Source organism: Xanthomonas hortorum (genome assembly GCF_011305375.1).
Taxonomy (GTDB): domain Bacteria; phylum Pseudomonadota; class Gammaproteobacteria; order Xanthomonadales; family Xanthomonadaceae; genus Xanthomonas; species Xanthomonas hortorum_E.
Genome location: NZ_VCME01000001.1, coordinates 137459 through 152888, shown reverse-complemented (window position 1 = coordinate 152888; position 15430 = coordinate 137459). Strand labels below are relative to the sequence as shown.

Annotated in this window: 9 protein-coding genes; 7 read left to right on the top strand and 2 right to left on the bottom strand. The window is 63.8% G+C overall.

The genetic code is table 11. The features are described from left to right. Positions 1-104: 104 nt before the first annotated feature. Positions 105-2741, top strand: coding sequence for a TonB-dependent receptor (locus FFY45_RS00580; protein WP_176338937.1), 2637 nt, complete (start codon positions 105-107; stop codon positions 2739-2741). A gap of 247 nt (positions 2742-2988) precedes the next feature. Here FFY45_RS00580 and hrpA read toward each other — a convergent pair whose 3' ends face one another. Then, on the bottom strand, positions 2989-7110 hold the full coding sequence (hrpA, locus tag FFY45_RS00575) for an ATP-dependent RNA helicase HrpA (protein WP_176338936.1): 4122 nt from the start codon (positions 7108-7110) through the stop codon (positions 2989-2991). Between the two features lie 90 nt (positions 7111-7200). Between hrpA and FFY45_RS00570 the strand changes: the two genes are divergently transcribed. From FFY45_RS00570 to FFY45_RS00555, 4 genes are all read left to right on the top strand, one after another. Next, positions 7201-7758: a Dps family protein gene (locus FFY45_RS00570; RefSeq protein ID WP_006452768.1), complete on the top strand. Its 558-nt coding sequence runs from the start codon at positions 7201-7203 to the stop codon at positions 7756-7758. A 279-nt stretch (positions 7759-8037) separates the two neighbouring features. Further along, positions 8038-9840 carry a DNA helicase RecQ gene (recQ, locus tag FFY45_RS00565; protein WP_115040745.1) on the top strand — a complete coding sequence of 601 codons (1803 nt, stop codon included), beginning with the start codon at positions 8038-8040 and terminating at the stop codon, positions 9838-9840. A 137-nt stretch (positions 9841-9977) separates the two neighbouring features. Continuing rightward, the gene (locus tag FFY45_RS00560) at positions 9978-10460 is read left to right on the top strand and encodes a hypothetical protein (protein WP_176338935.1); all 483 of its coding nucleotides are present in this window, start codon (positions 9978-9980) and stop codon (positions 10458-10460) included. Positions 10461-10538: 78 nt separating this feature from the next. Beyond that, a complete protein-coding gene (locus FFY45_RS00555) occupies positions 10539-10943 on the top strand; it encodes a response regulator (RefSeq protein WP_043910889.1) in 405 nt (134 codons plus the stop codon). Between the two features lie 549 nt (positions 10944-11492). Here FFY45_RS00555 and FFY45_RS00550 read toward each other — a convergent pair. Continuing rightward, positions 11493-12203 (bottom strand): rRNA pseudouridine synthase, encoded by a 711-nt coding sequence (locus tag FFY45_RS00550; protein WP_104550431.1) that lies wholly within the window; start codon positions 12201-12203, stop codon positions 11493-11495. Between the two features lie 244 nt (positions 12204-12447). Here FFY45_RS00550 and FFY45_RS00545 point away from each other — a divergent pair, with 244 nt between their 5' ends. Together FFY45_RS00545 and FFY45_RS00540 are read left to right on the top strand one after the other, a co-directional pair. Further along, positions 12448-12654, top strand: coding sequence for a hypothetical protein (locus FFY45_RS00545; RefSeq protein ID WP_006448620.1), 207 nt, complete (start codon positions 12448-12450; stop codon positions 12652-12654). A gap of 526 nt (positions 12655-13180) precedes the next feature. After that, positions 13181-15349: a methyl-accepting chemotaxis protein gene (locus FFY45_RS00540; RefSeq protein WP_176338934.1), complete on the top strand. Its 2169-nt coding sequence runs from the start codon at positions 13181-13183 to the stop codon at positions 15347-15349. Positions 15350-15430 lie beyond the last annotated feature (81 nt).

Genomic DNA, 15430 nt, shown 5'->3' with positions numbered 1-15430 from the left:
ATCCACCACGCGTTTGTGCTCCCCGCAAAACGCGCGACATCAAGACCCGCATCCGGCGAGCTGTCGCTCGCCGTCCATCCCTGTGCGTGATGAGGAGAGACATCATGAAATACAGCACCACCCTGCTGTCCAGCGCGATCGCATTGTCGCTGGCATTCGCGGCGCAAGCCCAGGACAACGGTGACCCGCAAGCCACCGACCTGGACGCCGTGCAAGTCGTCGGCATCCGCGCAAGCCTGGAAAAATCGCTCGACACCAAACGCAATAACACCGGTATTTCCGAGGCGATCACCGCCGAAGACATCGGCAAGTTTCCCAGCACCAATGTGGCCGAAGCGCTGTCGCAGATTCCCGGCGTGACCCTGGACCGCCGCTTTGGCCAGGGCGAACGGGTGAGCATCGACGGCACCGACCCCAGCCTCAATCTATCGTTCCTGGACGGGCATCCGGTGGCGCAGGCGATCTGGTTGTACGGCGAGCAGCCCAGCCGCGGTTTCGATTACACCTTGCTGGCACCGCAGATCCTGGGGCGTGTGGAAATTCTCAAATCCTCCGAAGCGCGTCTGACCGAAGGCAGCCTGGGCGGCACCGTGTTGATGCACACACGACAACCGCTCGATCTGGAGGTCAACGAGGTCGCCGCCTCCATCGGCTACAGCTACAGCGCGCAAGCCAGCCAGGGCAAACCGAATGCGGCACTGCTCTACAGCTGGAAAAACGCCGCCGACACCTTCGGCATCGCGGTGTCGGCGCAGCATTACGAAGAACGCGTCGACCGCCGCGGCATGGAAGTGTTCGGCTACGCGCCGGCCAGCAGCTTCGCCAATGCGGCAGGCAGCGTCCCTGCCGACGCGGACGTGCCCAATTCGATCAATGCGGCCTGGTTTCAGCAGGATCGCGAACGCGACAGCGCGGTGGTCAACCTGCAACTCAAGCCCAGCGATGCGCTGGAGTTCAACCTCAGCGGCCTGTACATCAACGAGAACTTCGACAACTACAACCAGTCGATGTACAGCTTTCTGACCTGGAATCCCGGCACGGTGGCGGCAGTGGACCAGCTCGGCGGGCTGCGCAACGGGGTGGTGACCAGCGGGCATTCCGGCGCCAATGCCGACCCGCTCGGCGGCACGGTGATCTACGACAACAACGTGCGCGAATCGGAAGTGACTACCAAGGGCCTGGACCTGCGCGGTGCGTTTCGCGGCGACGGCTGGGGTTTGAACGGGCAGCTCGGCCAGAGCAAGTCGGAGAACAAGGACCTCTCGCAATACTTCATCGAGCCGTTCTACAACGGCGGCTTCAGTTGGGATACGCGGCGTGGCATTCGCTTCGACGATCCGGCGCGCGCGCGCGACCCGGCCAACTGGGGCTCGGCAGGTGGCTGGTTCGGCAATAACGGCATCTTTTCGACCGAAAGCAAGGACACCTATGGTCAATTGGATCTCGCTGTGCAGTTCGACAGCGTGTTCAATCAGTTGCTGCTGGGCGTGCGCCACGGCAAGCACGAGGAACGCTTCGAGCTCAATGTCTATGGCGGCGTCACGCCGGGCACGCTGGCCGATGTGGGTACGATCGGGCTGACCGATCTGCAGGATTTCTACCCCGATCATGGCCAGCATGTGCAGGCAGGTCGCGACAATGTACTGAACTGGATCCGCAACAGCCCGGTCGACTACGGCGCGCCGGACCCGTCCAGTTATCTCAACAACACCTGGGCGCTGCAGCAGACCAATAACGCGGCGTACGCACAGCTGAATTTCTCCGGCGGCGGTCTGCGCGGCAACCTCGGGCTGCGCTATGTGGACTCCAAGACCGAAGGCAGCGGCTTTGTCTACAGCGGTACGCCTTCACTGCTGAATGCCGACAGCCTGTGGCAGACCCGCACGCGCAAGGAAGACTTCCTGCTGCCTTCGCTCACGCTGGCCTACGAGGCTGCAGACGACTGGGTGTTTCGCTTCGCTGCGGCCAAGGTGATCGCCTGGGCACCGTACAACCAGATGGTCAACAACACCTTCATCAACGACACCACGCTGACCGGCAGCGGCGGCAATGCCGAGCTGTCGCCGTATGAATCATGGAACTTCAATCTATCGGCCGAGTACTACTTCGCACAGCAGTCGGTGGTGGCGTGGTCGGTGTTCTACAAGAAGATCGACAACTACATCGACACCAGCGCCAGCGTGGAGCGCCAATACAACGCGCTGCGCGACACCGCACCGCAGAGCTGGGCGCAACTGGTCGGCAGCAATGGCTGCAGCGCAGATGGCTATTGCGATTACAGCATCCAGCGGCCACGCAATGCCGGCGACGGCAAGGTCAAGGGATTCAACATCGCGTTCCAGCAACCGTTCGGCGACAGCGGCTTTGGCCTGACCGCCAATTACACCTACGCCAATGGCGAAAACAACACCGGCGATGCGCTGCCTTATCAGTCGCGCAACAGCGTTGCCTTCAGTCCGTACTACGAGAAAGGCCCGCTCAATGCACGGTTGACCTACAACTGGCGCGATAGCTATCTGGCCGGCGGTTACGTGGCCGGTGCCGCACCGGCGAGCGTGGATGACTACGCCGAACTCGGCGCGAGTGTCGGCTATGCATTCAGCCCGAACTGGTCACTGCAAGTGGATGCGCAGAACCTGTTGGACGAGGAGTACCTGCAGTATCTCGGCGACAAGGAACATCTGGCTGGCCGCTACAAGAGCGGGCGCCGCTATATGGCGAGCCTGCATGTGAAGTTTTGACGGCATTGCCAAAGCCCGGGCGCAGCGTCAACAAGCTGCGCCCGGGCGGCCTGGAGCCCACCCAGGCGGCGGGCTCCAGGTATGCCGCACGCACCTGTCTGACAAGCGCTCAGCAGGTTTTTAGAGGCGTCATGCGGCTGCATGCGCTGGCCGCTTCGATGCGATCTGTCGGAGCGGCTAGTGGATGTCGATCCGCATGGATCAGCGCGTCTGGTGATCACCTCGACCCTGGCGCATCCGGCACCATTCAAGCGCGCAACGCAGCCACCCGCTGCGACAACTTCTTCGCAGACACGCCCGACTTGGCGCCCAGCTCCTGCGCGAACACCGAGACGCGCAGCTCTTCCAGATCCCAGCGCAGCGACTCCCACTCCGGGCGCTGCCGCAAACCGCGTGCGGCCGCATCGCCCAACGCATCCACGAACGGTTTGAGTTCGAGCATGCGGGTCTGGTCGCGAGCCGGATCGCGTTTGGCCCGCTCGGTACGCAGGATCATCGCCTTGAGATAGCGCGGGTAGTTGGCCAGCGCCTCGGCCGGGGTCTCGCGCAGGAAGCCGGCATGCACCAACGCGCGCAATTGCTGCTCCATATCGTCCAGATTGCCGCGCGCCCAACCCATCAACGGCGCTTCCAGCAAGGGCTTGAGTTCGGCCACGGCGCCAAGGATGTTCTCAGCCAGTGTCAACCGCTCCATCGCCTCGCCGAACAGGCGCTTGGTCGCATCGTCGCGGCGTTGCGCAAATGCACTCGCATCGCGAATCGCGCCCAAACCTTCGGCCAACACCGCATTGAGCGCGGCATCGACCAGATCGCCGCGCAGCCGCTCCTGCGACTCGATTGCCGCGTACAACAACCCGGTTTTGGGCGACACCGGCAATTGCTTGCGCGCCTGCTTGATCTTGTCGGCAAGCGCGATTTCCAGCAGCCGGCGCACGCCGCGCGGATGCGCCTGCGCCGCCTCATTGCGGTCGGCAAAGATGCGCAGCGCTGCGTCTTCGCCCTGATCCACCAACGCCGGATACGCCGGCACACCGGCCTCGCCCGACACCTGTTCGGGGATCGGGGTGGCCGGGAAATCGCGCAAGCCCTCGGCAGCCAGGGCGCGGCCCGCACGTGCGGCAAACGCCTGCCCCGCACGCTCGCCGAAGCGTGCGCGCAACCCGTCCAGATCGCGCGACTCGGCCAGCACCTTGCCGTCGTCATCGCGCAGGCGCAGGTTCATCAGCAGATGCGTGTCCAGCGACTCCTCGTCGAAATCCAATGCTGCCACCTGCGTGCCGGTGGCCTTGCTCAGAAAGCGCGCCAGCTCGCCACGGATATCGTCGGCCGACGCAATGCTGTAGGCCTCGTAGAATGCGCGCCCGAAATCCGGCGCCGGCACATAGTTACGGCGCTGTGCCTTGGGCAGGCTGCGAATCAATGCCGATGCCTTGTCGGCAACAAAGCCAGGCGCCAGCCACGACAGCCGCGTTGGATCCAGCGCATTGAGCAGATGCAACGGCACATCCAGGGTGACGCCGTCATCGATGGCGCCCGGCTCGAAGCGGTAATGCAACGGTAGCCGCGCATCGCCAAGGGGGAAATACTTCGGGAAGCGATCGGCCTCGCTGCCTTCGCCCGGCAGCAGATCGTTCAACGACCAATGCAGGCTGCGGCGTTTGTCCGGCGGCAAGGTTTTCCACCATGCATCCAGGCCGCTGGCCGAATGCAGTTCGGACGGAATGCGATCCAGATACCAACGTGCCTGCCACTCTTCGTCGGCAACGATGCCGGCGCGACGCAACTTGGCTTCTTCTTCGCGCGCCTGCTCCAGCACCTTGAGGTTGTCGGCCACGAACGCCGCGCGCGTATTGATTTCGCCCGTCACCAGGCCCTGACGCACAAACAGATCGTGCGCGGCGGCCGGGTCGATTTTGCCGAAATGCACCGGCTTTTTCGGCGCCAGCACCAGCCCGAACAGGCTGATCTGCTCGGAGGCGACCACCTGCCCCTGCGCACGCGACCAATGTGGGTCGAAGTGCTTGCGCGCCAACAGATGCGGCAGCTCGGCGATCGCCCAATCCGGCTCGATCGCGGCGTTGGTCATGCCCCATACTTTTTGCGTGTCCAGCAGCGTGGCGGCCAGAATCCACGGCGGCGGTTTGCGCGCCAACGCCGAGCCGGGGAACGGCACGAACCGGCGTTGCCGCGCGGCGAGGAAATCGCCTTTTTCGGTGCGATGGCCGATCTGCGTCGGCAGGCCGGCCAACAGCGCGCGATGCAAGGCCTGATACGCCGCAGCGCGTTCGCGCTCGCTGGTCCGTGCCGATACTTCAGCAGCCTCGGCCTGCTTGTTCGTAGCTGCGGAGGTGGTGCGTGCAGGTGCCGCACTTGGCTCCGGCTTGCCTTCGCGCGCCAGACGCGCGGCGCGATGCAGCTGTCCGCGCGTGGGCCGGTTGGCGTTGTGGCCGTCCTCGCGCGGCGGTGCGCTGGCACCGGCCAGCAGCGGCGCCATCATCACCGCGGCCGGCTCTTCGCTCCAACCGAGTTCTTCGCACAACAGGCGTAACTGCCGATGCAGTTCGCGCCACTCGCGCATGCGCAAAAAGCCCAGAAAATGTCGATTGCACCAATCGCGCAACTTGGACTGGGTGAGCTCTTCGTGCACCTGTCGATATGCTTCCCACAAGCGCAGGATGCCGACGAATTCCGAGCGCGCGTCGGCAAACAGCGCATGTGCGTTGTCGGCGGCCTCGCGCGCTTCGGGCGGGCGCTCGCGCGGATCCTGGATGCCCAGGAAGGAGGCGATGACGATCATCTCGCGCAGGCAGCCGTGCTGCTGCGCGGCCACCAGCATGCGCGCGAGTTTGACGTCTACCGGCAAGCGCGCCATCTGGCGGCCGGTCGCGGTCAGGCGGCGCTCGCCATCGATCGCGCCCAGCTCCAGCAACTGCTGCCAGCCGTCGGCCACCGCACGCTCGTCCGGCGCTTCCAGAAATGGGAAATCCTCGATCCGCCCGAGACCCAGTTGCAGCATGCGCAGGATCACGCCCGACAACGACGCGCGCCGGATTTCCGGGTCGGTAAACGCTGGCCGGGCGGCAAAGTCGGCTTCGGCATACAGGCGGTAGCAGATGCCCTCGGCGATGCGTCCGCACCGGCCCATGCGCTGGTTGGCGCTGGCCTGCGAGATCGGCTCGATATGCAAGCGGTCCAGCTTCTGACGCGGGCTATAGCGCTTGATGCGCGCAAACCCGGGGTCCACCACATAGCGGATGCGTGGCACCGTCAGCGAGGTCTCGGCCACGTTGGTGGCCAGCACCAGGCGCCGCCGCGGGCCCGGATTGAACACCCGGTCCTGATCCTGCGCAGACAGCCGCGCGTACAACGGCACCACTTCGGTCTCGCGGTATTTGCGCCGTTCCAGCGATTGATGCGCATCGCGGATTTCGCGCTCGCCGGGCAGGAACATCAGCACGTCGCCGCGCGGGTCGATGCGGGTGATTTCGTCGATTGCCGCCACGATCGCATCGTTGACGGTGCGCTCGCCATCGCGGCCGTTGCCTTGTTCGCCGTCGCTGTCAGTACCGGCGTCGCCTTCGAGCGGGCGATAGCGCACCTCGACCGGGAACGTGCGTCCTTCCACACTGATCACCGGCGCATCGTTGAAATGCTGCGCGAAACGCTCGGTGTCGATGGTGGCCGAAGTCACGATCAACTTCAGATCGGGGCGCTTGACCAGCAACTGCTTGAGATAGCCAAGCAAAAAATCGATGTTGAGGCTGCGCTCGTGCGCCTCGTCCACAATGATGGTGTCGTAGGCCGACAACCAACGGTCGCTGGCGATCTCGGCCAGCAGGATGCCGTCGGTCATGAACTTGATCCGCGAGTCTTCACCAACCCGGTCGGTGAAGCGCACCTGGAAACCCACCGTGGTGCCCAACGGCGTCTTCAACTCCTCGGCCACGCGTGCGGCCACCGCACGTGCGGCGATCCGGCGCGGCTGGGTGCAGCCGATCATGCCGGCCGCCCCGCGCCCCGCCGCCAGACACAGCTTGGGCAGCTGGGTGGTCTTGCCCGAGCCGGTTTCGCCGGCAATGACCACCACTTGATGATCGCGGATCAACGCGATGATGCGCTCGGCTTCGCGCGCGATCGGCAGTTGCGTGTCCAGCGTGATGGCGGGCTGCTGCTCGGCGCGCGCCTTGCGCTGCGCCTGCGACGCCGCCAGCGCCTGCTCGAAGGCCTGGCGCAGCTGCACGTTGCCGGGTTTGCCTTGCCAGCGCGACCACAGGCCGAGCAAGCGGCCCCGGTCGCGGCTCATGCCGCCATCGACGGCGCTACGGCGCTCGCGCAAGGTGGTGGCCAGGTCGGTATCGATAGCGCTCATTGATGAAAAAATGTGAAAGATTGAATGACGAGTGATCCTTTAGAGTGACTATTGTGACCCGATATCTGTTCCCTCAGGAGGACCATTCCCATGTCCAAGAAAAAGAACGCCAACAAGCCCGTCGTCATCATTGACGGACCAGACGCCTTACCGGTTGCCGCCGCATCGGCCCCGCACATCGATATCGGGATCAAGGACGGCGATCGCAAGAAGATCTCCGACGGTCTGGCCCGCTACATGGCTGACGCCTTCACCTTGTATCTGAAGACCCACAACTTCCATTGGAACGTCACCGGGTCGATGTTCAACTCGCTGCACACCATGTTCGAAACCCAGTACACCGAGCAGTGGGCCGCACTGGACGAAGTGGCCGAGCGCATCCGCGCCCTGGGCTACAACGCACCGGGCTCCTACAGCGAGTTCGTCGCTTTGACTTCGATCCCGGAAGAACAGGGCCTGAGCGATAGCGCCGACTGGCGCGAGATGGTGCGCCAGCTGGTCAGCGGCAACGAAGCGGTCTGCCGCACCGCACGCAAGGTGCTGGGCACCGCCGACGACGCGGGCGACGACCCGACCGTGGACCTGCTGACCCAGCGCCTGCAGACCCACGAAAAGTACGCATGGATGCTGCGGTCACTACTGCAGTAAGCACCTCTCTCCACGCGCCGGCATTGTCGGGCGCGGGACACAAAGCCCCTCTCCCCTCGGGAGAGGGGTTGGGGTGAGGGTACGGAGCGAAGCTCAAGTGCCCCACCCAACGCGCGGCCACCGCCCATTTCCTGCGCCGTGCGCCCGACCCAAACACACGCTTAATGTGCGCATTTTCCCGGCGCGCCCCATCGCGTCGCGGCAATCCCCGACCCGTCATCGCGCAACACCGCTGGCATGACACCGACCAGGGCTTGACCCGCGCGGTATCCTAGACGGATGTCTTCCCCCGCCCACGAACTGCTCAGCCGCGTCTTCGGTTACGACGACTTCCGCGGTCCTCAACAGGCCATTGTCGAACACGTCGCCGCGGGTAACGATGCCCTGGTGCTGATGCCCACCGGTGGCGGCAAGTCGTTGTGCTACCAGGTGCCTGCGCTGCTACGCGATGGCATCGGCATTGTGGTCTCGCCGCTGATCGCATTGATGCAAGACCAGGTCGACGCCTTGCGCCAGCTCGGCGTGCGCGCCGAATTCCTCAATTCCACGCTGGATGCGGAAAACACCCAGCGGGTCGAGCGCGCCTTGCTCTCGGGCGATCTGGATCTGCTCTACGTCGCGCCAGAGCGCTTGCTGACGCCACGCTTCCTGTCCTTGCTGGAGCGCAGCCGCATCGCGCTGTTCGCCATCGACGAGGCGCATTGCGTCTCGCAGTGGGGTCACGACTTCCGCCCCGAATACCGCCAGCTCACCGTGCTGCACGAGCGCTGGCCGCACATTCCGCGCATGGCCTTGACCGCCACCGCCGACCCGCCGACCCAGCGCGAGATCGCCGAGCGTCTGGATCTGGTCGACGCGCGCCACTTCGTCAGCTCCTTCGACCGCCCCAACATCCGCTACACCGTGGTGCAGAAGGACAACGCGCGCAAGCAGCTGCAGGAGTTCCTGGGCCGCCATCGCGGCTCGGCCGGCATCGTCTACGCCATGTCGCGGCGCAAGGTCGAAGAAACCGCGCAGCAGCTGTGTGCGCAAGGCTTCAACGCCCTGCCCTACCACGCCGGTTTGCCGGCCGAGGTGCGGGCGGAAAACCAGCGCCGCTTCCTGCGCGAAGACGGCATCATCATGACCGCCACCATCGCCTTCGGCATGGGCATCGACAAGCCCGACGTGCGCTTCGTGGCGCATGTGGATCTGCCCAAATCGCTGGAAGGCTACTACCAGGAAACCGGCCGCGCCGGCCGCGATGGCGACCCGGCCGAAGCCTGGCTCTGCTACGGCCTGGGCGACATGGTGCTGCTCAAGCAGATGATCGAACAGGGCGAAGCGGCCGAAGAGCGCAAGCGCCTGGAGCGCGCCAAGCTCGATCACCTGCTGGGCTATTGCGAATCGATGCAATGCCGTCGCCAGGTGCTGCTGGCCGGCTTCGGCGAGACCTATCCCAAGCCCTGCGGCAATTGCGACAACTGCCTCACCCCGGCGGCCGCCTGGGATGCCACGGTGGCTTCGCAAAAAGCGCTCAGTTGCGTGTACCGCAGCGGGCAGCGTTTCGGTGTGGGCCACCTGCTCGACATCCTGCGCGGCAGCGAGAACGAGCGCATCAAGCAGCTCGGCCACGACCAGTTGAGCACCTACGGCATCGGCCGCGATCTGGACGAGCGCACCTGGCGCGGCGTGTTCCGCCAGTTGGTGGCCGCCAGCCTGCTGGAGGTCGACAGCGAAGGCCATGGCGGTCTGCGGCTTACAGATGCCAGCCGCCAGGTACTCAAGGGCGAGCGACAGGTGATGATGCGCCGCGAGAACCCGGCTGCCGGACGCGAGCGTGAGCGTGGCACGCAACGCACCGGCCTGCCGGTGCAACCGCAGGATCTGACCTTGTTCAACGCCTTGCGCGGCTTGCGCGCAGAGCTGGCCAAGGAACAGAACGTGCCGGCGTTTGTGATCTTCCACGACAGCACGCTGCGCAACATCGCCGAACAACGGCCAACCAGCATCGATGCGCTATCGCATATCGGCGGCATCGGTGGCGGCAAACTGGCCCGCTACGGGGCGCAGCTGATCGAGATCGTGCGCGAACAAGGCTGATGCAACGGCGTGTGTCATCGGCATACCAACGCCGGCACAAAAATCCCCAAGATCGACAGCGCGCATTCAATCAGCCGTTGCTAGTTTCACAAGGCGATCTGGCACGCGCTGCCAGTCCCTCATGTAGAGTCCAATCGATGAAACGCAGCCTGCTTCTCCTGGCCACTCTGTTTGCCGCTGGCGGCGCGCTCGCCCAGGCCGGCGACGGCAGTGCCGAGCCGGTCACGGCGCGCTCGCTCGATCTGAGCATTCCGCAGGCACCGGTGCAGTACCGCTCCGATCCCGAGGTCCCCACCGATCCGCCAGGCACCTTTTACGGCGACAAAAGCGGTCCCCAGCCTGCGTTGAACCGGCCCAGTGCCGCTGCCATCGCCGCCGAACGCGCCGAGCAATGCCAGGGCAAGCTGCATGGCGCAGTCGAAACCGGCATGGGCTATGCCAGCCGCGGCGGCAACAGCAACTGGCAGGCGGTCAATCTGAATTCCTGCAAGACCTATTACGACGACGACGGCAAGGCGCACCAGATTGGCGTCAGCATCAGTGTCGGGCGTGGCGAAGGCCCGATTTTCGGCCCGCGTTATGGGCCTGGCGGCTACGGTCCCGGCCCGTTCGGCTGGTAACCATACGGCCCCGTCTGCGTTGACGGAGGGTTCACCCCTGCATCGCTGAGAATGCGGCTTGCCTTACGAGACGCGCTCATGTCACAGAACAAGGAACGGCCAGTTGTCTTCGTCGTCGAAGACGGCGATGGCACCCGACAACTCAGCTGCCTTGTGCTGGAGAGCTATGGGTTCACCTGCCGCAGTGCAGGCTCGGTCGAAGAAGCGCTGACCCTGATCGAAAGTGACCCACGCATCGATGTGCTGTTTTCCGATATCCACTTCCCGGGCGGCCTGACCGGCGTGGATCTGGCGGTCAAGACCGCGCAGGCGCCGTACAAGCTTCCGGTATTGCTCACCTCCGGCCTGGCCGTGGAGTACGTGGAAGAGATCCTGCCCGACGGCGTGGCCTTCCTGGAAAAGCCTTACACCCCCGAGCAATTGCTGACCGCCATCCGCAGCGTGATGGCCAAACACCGGGTGCTTCCCACCCCGGTGGCCTGACGGCGGCGGCCGCCACTGGACGGAGGCCCACAATCCCGGTATGAAATGCCAGCCGTCGCGCCATGCGCCGGCAACGGGGATTGATCAACACACGCGTGTGCCTAAGGATGCGGCGCCATCGCCCGCCTGCAAAAGCCGCTCAGTCAGCCAAACGCTGCAGGGTCTGCTTGCACGATCTGCGCCAGACATTGCGCTTCGACACCAATACACCGAACGTCCATCGCATGACGCCTCACGAATGCAACGTGCAAAGAACATTTGAACCACGCATACGTCGTATTTCACGCGATCAAGCACGGCGCTCGCTAGGCTGGTTCGAATGCAGCGCTTTGCTGCCAAAGAACTCAGGAGATCCCCATGGGCGACAACTCGTTTCTGTCACCGGCTTTCATCATCTTGGTCGTTGCGATTATCGGCGTGGTTTTCTGGCTGGTGACGCGTGCCAAGAAGAAGCGCAACAAGAAGTAAGCGACCTGGGCATCGGTTCGAAGGCTGCGAGTCGTCGCATTGCCTGCAGGTTGCCGCCAGCGTTGAACGCCAGCGGCACTCTCAAAAACGCTCGCCCGCCGGCAGGTAGCGCCATTCGCCGATCGCCAGTTTGCCCAGCGAGATGCGGCCCACGCGCAAGCGCCGGATGCTTACCACGTCCAGCCCGACTTCCTTGCACATGAAGCGCAGTTGCCCGGGCTGCACATGTTTGATCGCAAAGCGCAGCCGCTCTTCGTTCTGCCAACTCACCTTGCACGGCGACAGGCTGCGCTGCTGATAGACCAGGCCGTGCGCAAGCCGTGCCATGCCGTAGGGGCGCAGCTCGCCGCTGACTTCCACCAGGAATTCCTGCTCGATGGAGGTTGCATCGGCGCTGAGCCTGCGGAGCACGCGGCCATCCTGACTCAGGACCAGCAAACCGCTGGCCTCGTCTTCCAGCGGCAACGGCGCGCTCAGGCGCAGGAAATGCCGTTTCAGCACGCGTACGTTGGCCTGATCCAGACTGCTGCGCGCGGCCGGCACGGCCAACCCCAACGCGGCCTCGGCCGTCATTCCGGCAGGCTTGTGCAGCAGCAACGTGGCTGGCTCGGCAGGCGCAAGCACCGCATCGGCTGCCAGCGTCACCTGCTGCGCGGTGGCCAATGTCTGCGGCTCCTCGACCACCACACCGTCCACGCTGACCCAGCCGCCTTCGATGTACTGCTGGGCCTCGCCACGCGAGCAGCCGAACAGCGCGGCAACGCATTTGTCGAGACGGATCGGTTCGGACATCGGACGAGCTCAGCATCAGGGCACGGCAGTGTACGTGCTGGGTCCGTGGATGCGCGAGGTTGGCCTCACTGGCGCGGCGTTGAGGCTCTGCCAACACCTGGGGTATGTCGGCATCCATGTGAACGCCAACGAGTCAGCGCCTTCGCCGGGTACCCATGCAGACTTCGCCCGGCACGTTGCTGCCATCGCGCTTCTGCCGCACCCGACAAAATGGGAAACTGGGCGCTCACACAGGAGATTGCAGATGTTCATCAAATTCGGCACAACCCGGATCCGCCTTGCCCATATCTCCGTCGTCAACGACCCGTTCAACGCCGGCGAGAGCTTCGGTTCGTATTGCCACTCGGTGCGGGTCGGCCTGATCTCCGGCGACGAGGTGTTCGCACGCTTCAACAACGAGGCCGATGCCGAACAGCTTTACGCCAACGTCCTTGCCGCGCTGGAGAGTTGAGCGCAAGACAACACCCATCGCGCCATGCTTGCTGCGCGCGACGGCGCGATGGATCAGTGGCTCGCTAAAAAGTAGCCGGCACAGGCCGGCTCGCGATGTCACGGGCAGGCTGCTCTGCTGCCCAGCATCAACCGAATCGCTCGCGGCATTGATGCATTCGCAGCAATCTTGCGGTTCTCATCCGCCCATACCGCACACATCAGCGAACTCGACCATTCGTCAGTTCCAATCGTTGGCTGTGCGCGCTGCGTTATCCACTTCAGCGCGTCGGTAAAACGTCGGAAAATCGTCCTGCCATTGGCACGCTTCGATCCAGCAATGACGCATTAAACAAGGCGTTTTTGGCGGGATGTCAGGTAGCGGCGGACAGCTGTCGGGAAATTTCTTTCACGTCATGAATCCGCCATAAGTATTTCCGAATACAAGCCTTTAGCTCCTCACTCTCCGGCCGCTAGCTGGGCAAGACGCTTGAGTGGATGCACCCCGCATTCACTGAGCCCTTCAGCTGCGCAACCTGGATGCGGTGATGAACCAGTATCTGCAACACCTCAATGTCGGCCGCCGCTTGGGCGTGGCCTTCGGCATCTTGATCTTATTGTCCGGCCTGCTTGTGGCAACCGGCCTGGTCACCATGTCCACCGCCCGTCTCGAGTTGGACACCATCGTCAACAACAACATGGAGCGGATCAGACTCTCCACCGACATGCTGGACGCCAACACCAACGTGGCGATCGGCCTGCGCGACATCGTCATGGTGTCTGGCGATGCTGCCAACCGCAGCGCAATGGAGATGATCGAAAGCAACCGCGCCCGTTATAAAGCCGCGCACGATGCGCTGGCAGCCATGCCGAGCACCGACGGCGAAAAGAACGCGCTCAAGCTGGTGCAGGAAAAGCGCGACATCTCGGTCAAGTACAACAACCAGATTCTCGAATACGGCATTCATGATCAGAACCAGGAGGCGCAGGGGCTGTTGCAAGGCGCCGCCGCGGTGGCGATGAATGAACAACAAGCCGCCATTCGCGCCAACGCAGCACTGGAAAGCCGCCTCAGCAAACAGGCCTATGCCGCAGCGGTGGCATCGATGCATCGCGGCAAGGTCACGCTCGCCAGTGGCGGCATTGCCGCGTTGGCCATCGGCGCCCTGCTTGCGTGGATGATCACGCGCAGCCTGACCATGCCGCTCAGCCAGGCCACCCGCACTGCCGAGGCCATTGCCGCCGGCAATCTGCAGAACGACGTCCACACCACCGCCACCGATGAAACCGGCCGCCTGTTGCAGGCAATGGACAAGATGCAGTTGCAGCTGCGCAACCTGATCGCCGCGCAGACCGATATGGCCAAGCATCACGACAATGGCCAGATCAGTTTCCGCATCGATGTGGCGGCATTCCCCGGCGATTACGGGCGCATGGCCAACGACACCAATTTACTGGTCGCCTCGCATGTGGCGGTGCAAAACGATCTGGCCCGCATCATGGGGCGTTACGCCATCGGCGAACTCTCCGAAGACATGCAACCACTGCCGGGCGAAAAAGCCGCTTTCAGCGACACCATGTCGCAGGTCAAGCTCAATCTGTCGGCGATGAATCACCAGATCAAGCACCTTGCCCAGTCGGCCGCCAATGGCGACTTCACAGCGCGTGGCGATGTCGAGCGTTTCCAGTTCGATTTCCGCATCATGGTGGAAAGCCTCAATCATCTGATGTCCACCGCCGATGGCAATCTGCAGTCGCTATCGTCGTTGCTGCAGTCGATCGCCGCCGGCGATCTCACCGTACGCATGAGTGGCGAGTTCCGCGGCGTGTTTGCACAGATGCGCGACGATGCCAACGCCACCGCCAGCCAGTTGGCGCAGATCGTCGGCAACATCCAGCAATCGGCGGTCTCGATCAACTCGGCTGCCAGTGAAATCGCTGCCGGCAATCAGGACCTGTCGCAGCGCACCGAGCAACAAGCGGCCAACCTGGAAGAGACTGCTGCCTCGATGGAAGAGCTGACGTCCACCGTCAAACAGAATGCAGAGAGCGCACGCGAGGCCAATCAGCTCGCGATCGGCGCCGCACGCGTGGCCTCGCAAGGCGGCGAGGTGGTGGGCAAGGTCGTCCAGACCATGACCGGTATCGAAGCCTCGTCCAAAAAGATTGCCGACATCATCAGCGTCATCGACGGCATCGCGTTCCAGACCAACATCCTTGCCTTGAACGCCGCGGTGGAAGCCGCGCGTGCAGGGGAACAGGGACGCGGCTTTGCGGTAGTGGCATCGGAGGTGCGCACGCTCGCACAGCGTTCGTCTGGCGCGGCCAAGGAAATCAAGGGGCTTATCGACGATTCGGTGCAGCGTGTGGCCGAAGGCTCGGCGTTGGTGCACAGCGCCGGCAAGACCATGGGCGATGTGGTGGCCAGCGTGCAACGCGTGACCGACATCATGAGCGAGATCTCTGCGGCCTCGCAGGAGCAGTCCGCCGGCATCGAGCAGGTCAACCAGACGATCACGCATATGGACGAGGCCACCCAGCAAAATGCCGCGCTGGTGGAAGAAGCCACGGCCGCCGCACGCTCGATGGAAGAACAGGCTGTGCAGCTCACCGACGCGGTGGCGATCTTCAAGATCGATGCACGGCAGACAAGCCAGGCACAGACGCGCGCGGCAGCACCGGTCGCGCATTTGTTGAACAAGGTCCGTAGCGCCTGAGGAATTGGGCGGTGAAACCAGCTCTGCCCTCAACAGCGTCGTCGGCGTGGTTCCGCTGACGGCACTGGCTGGGGCTTGCAT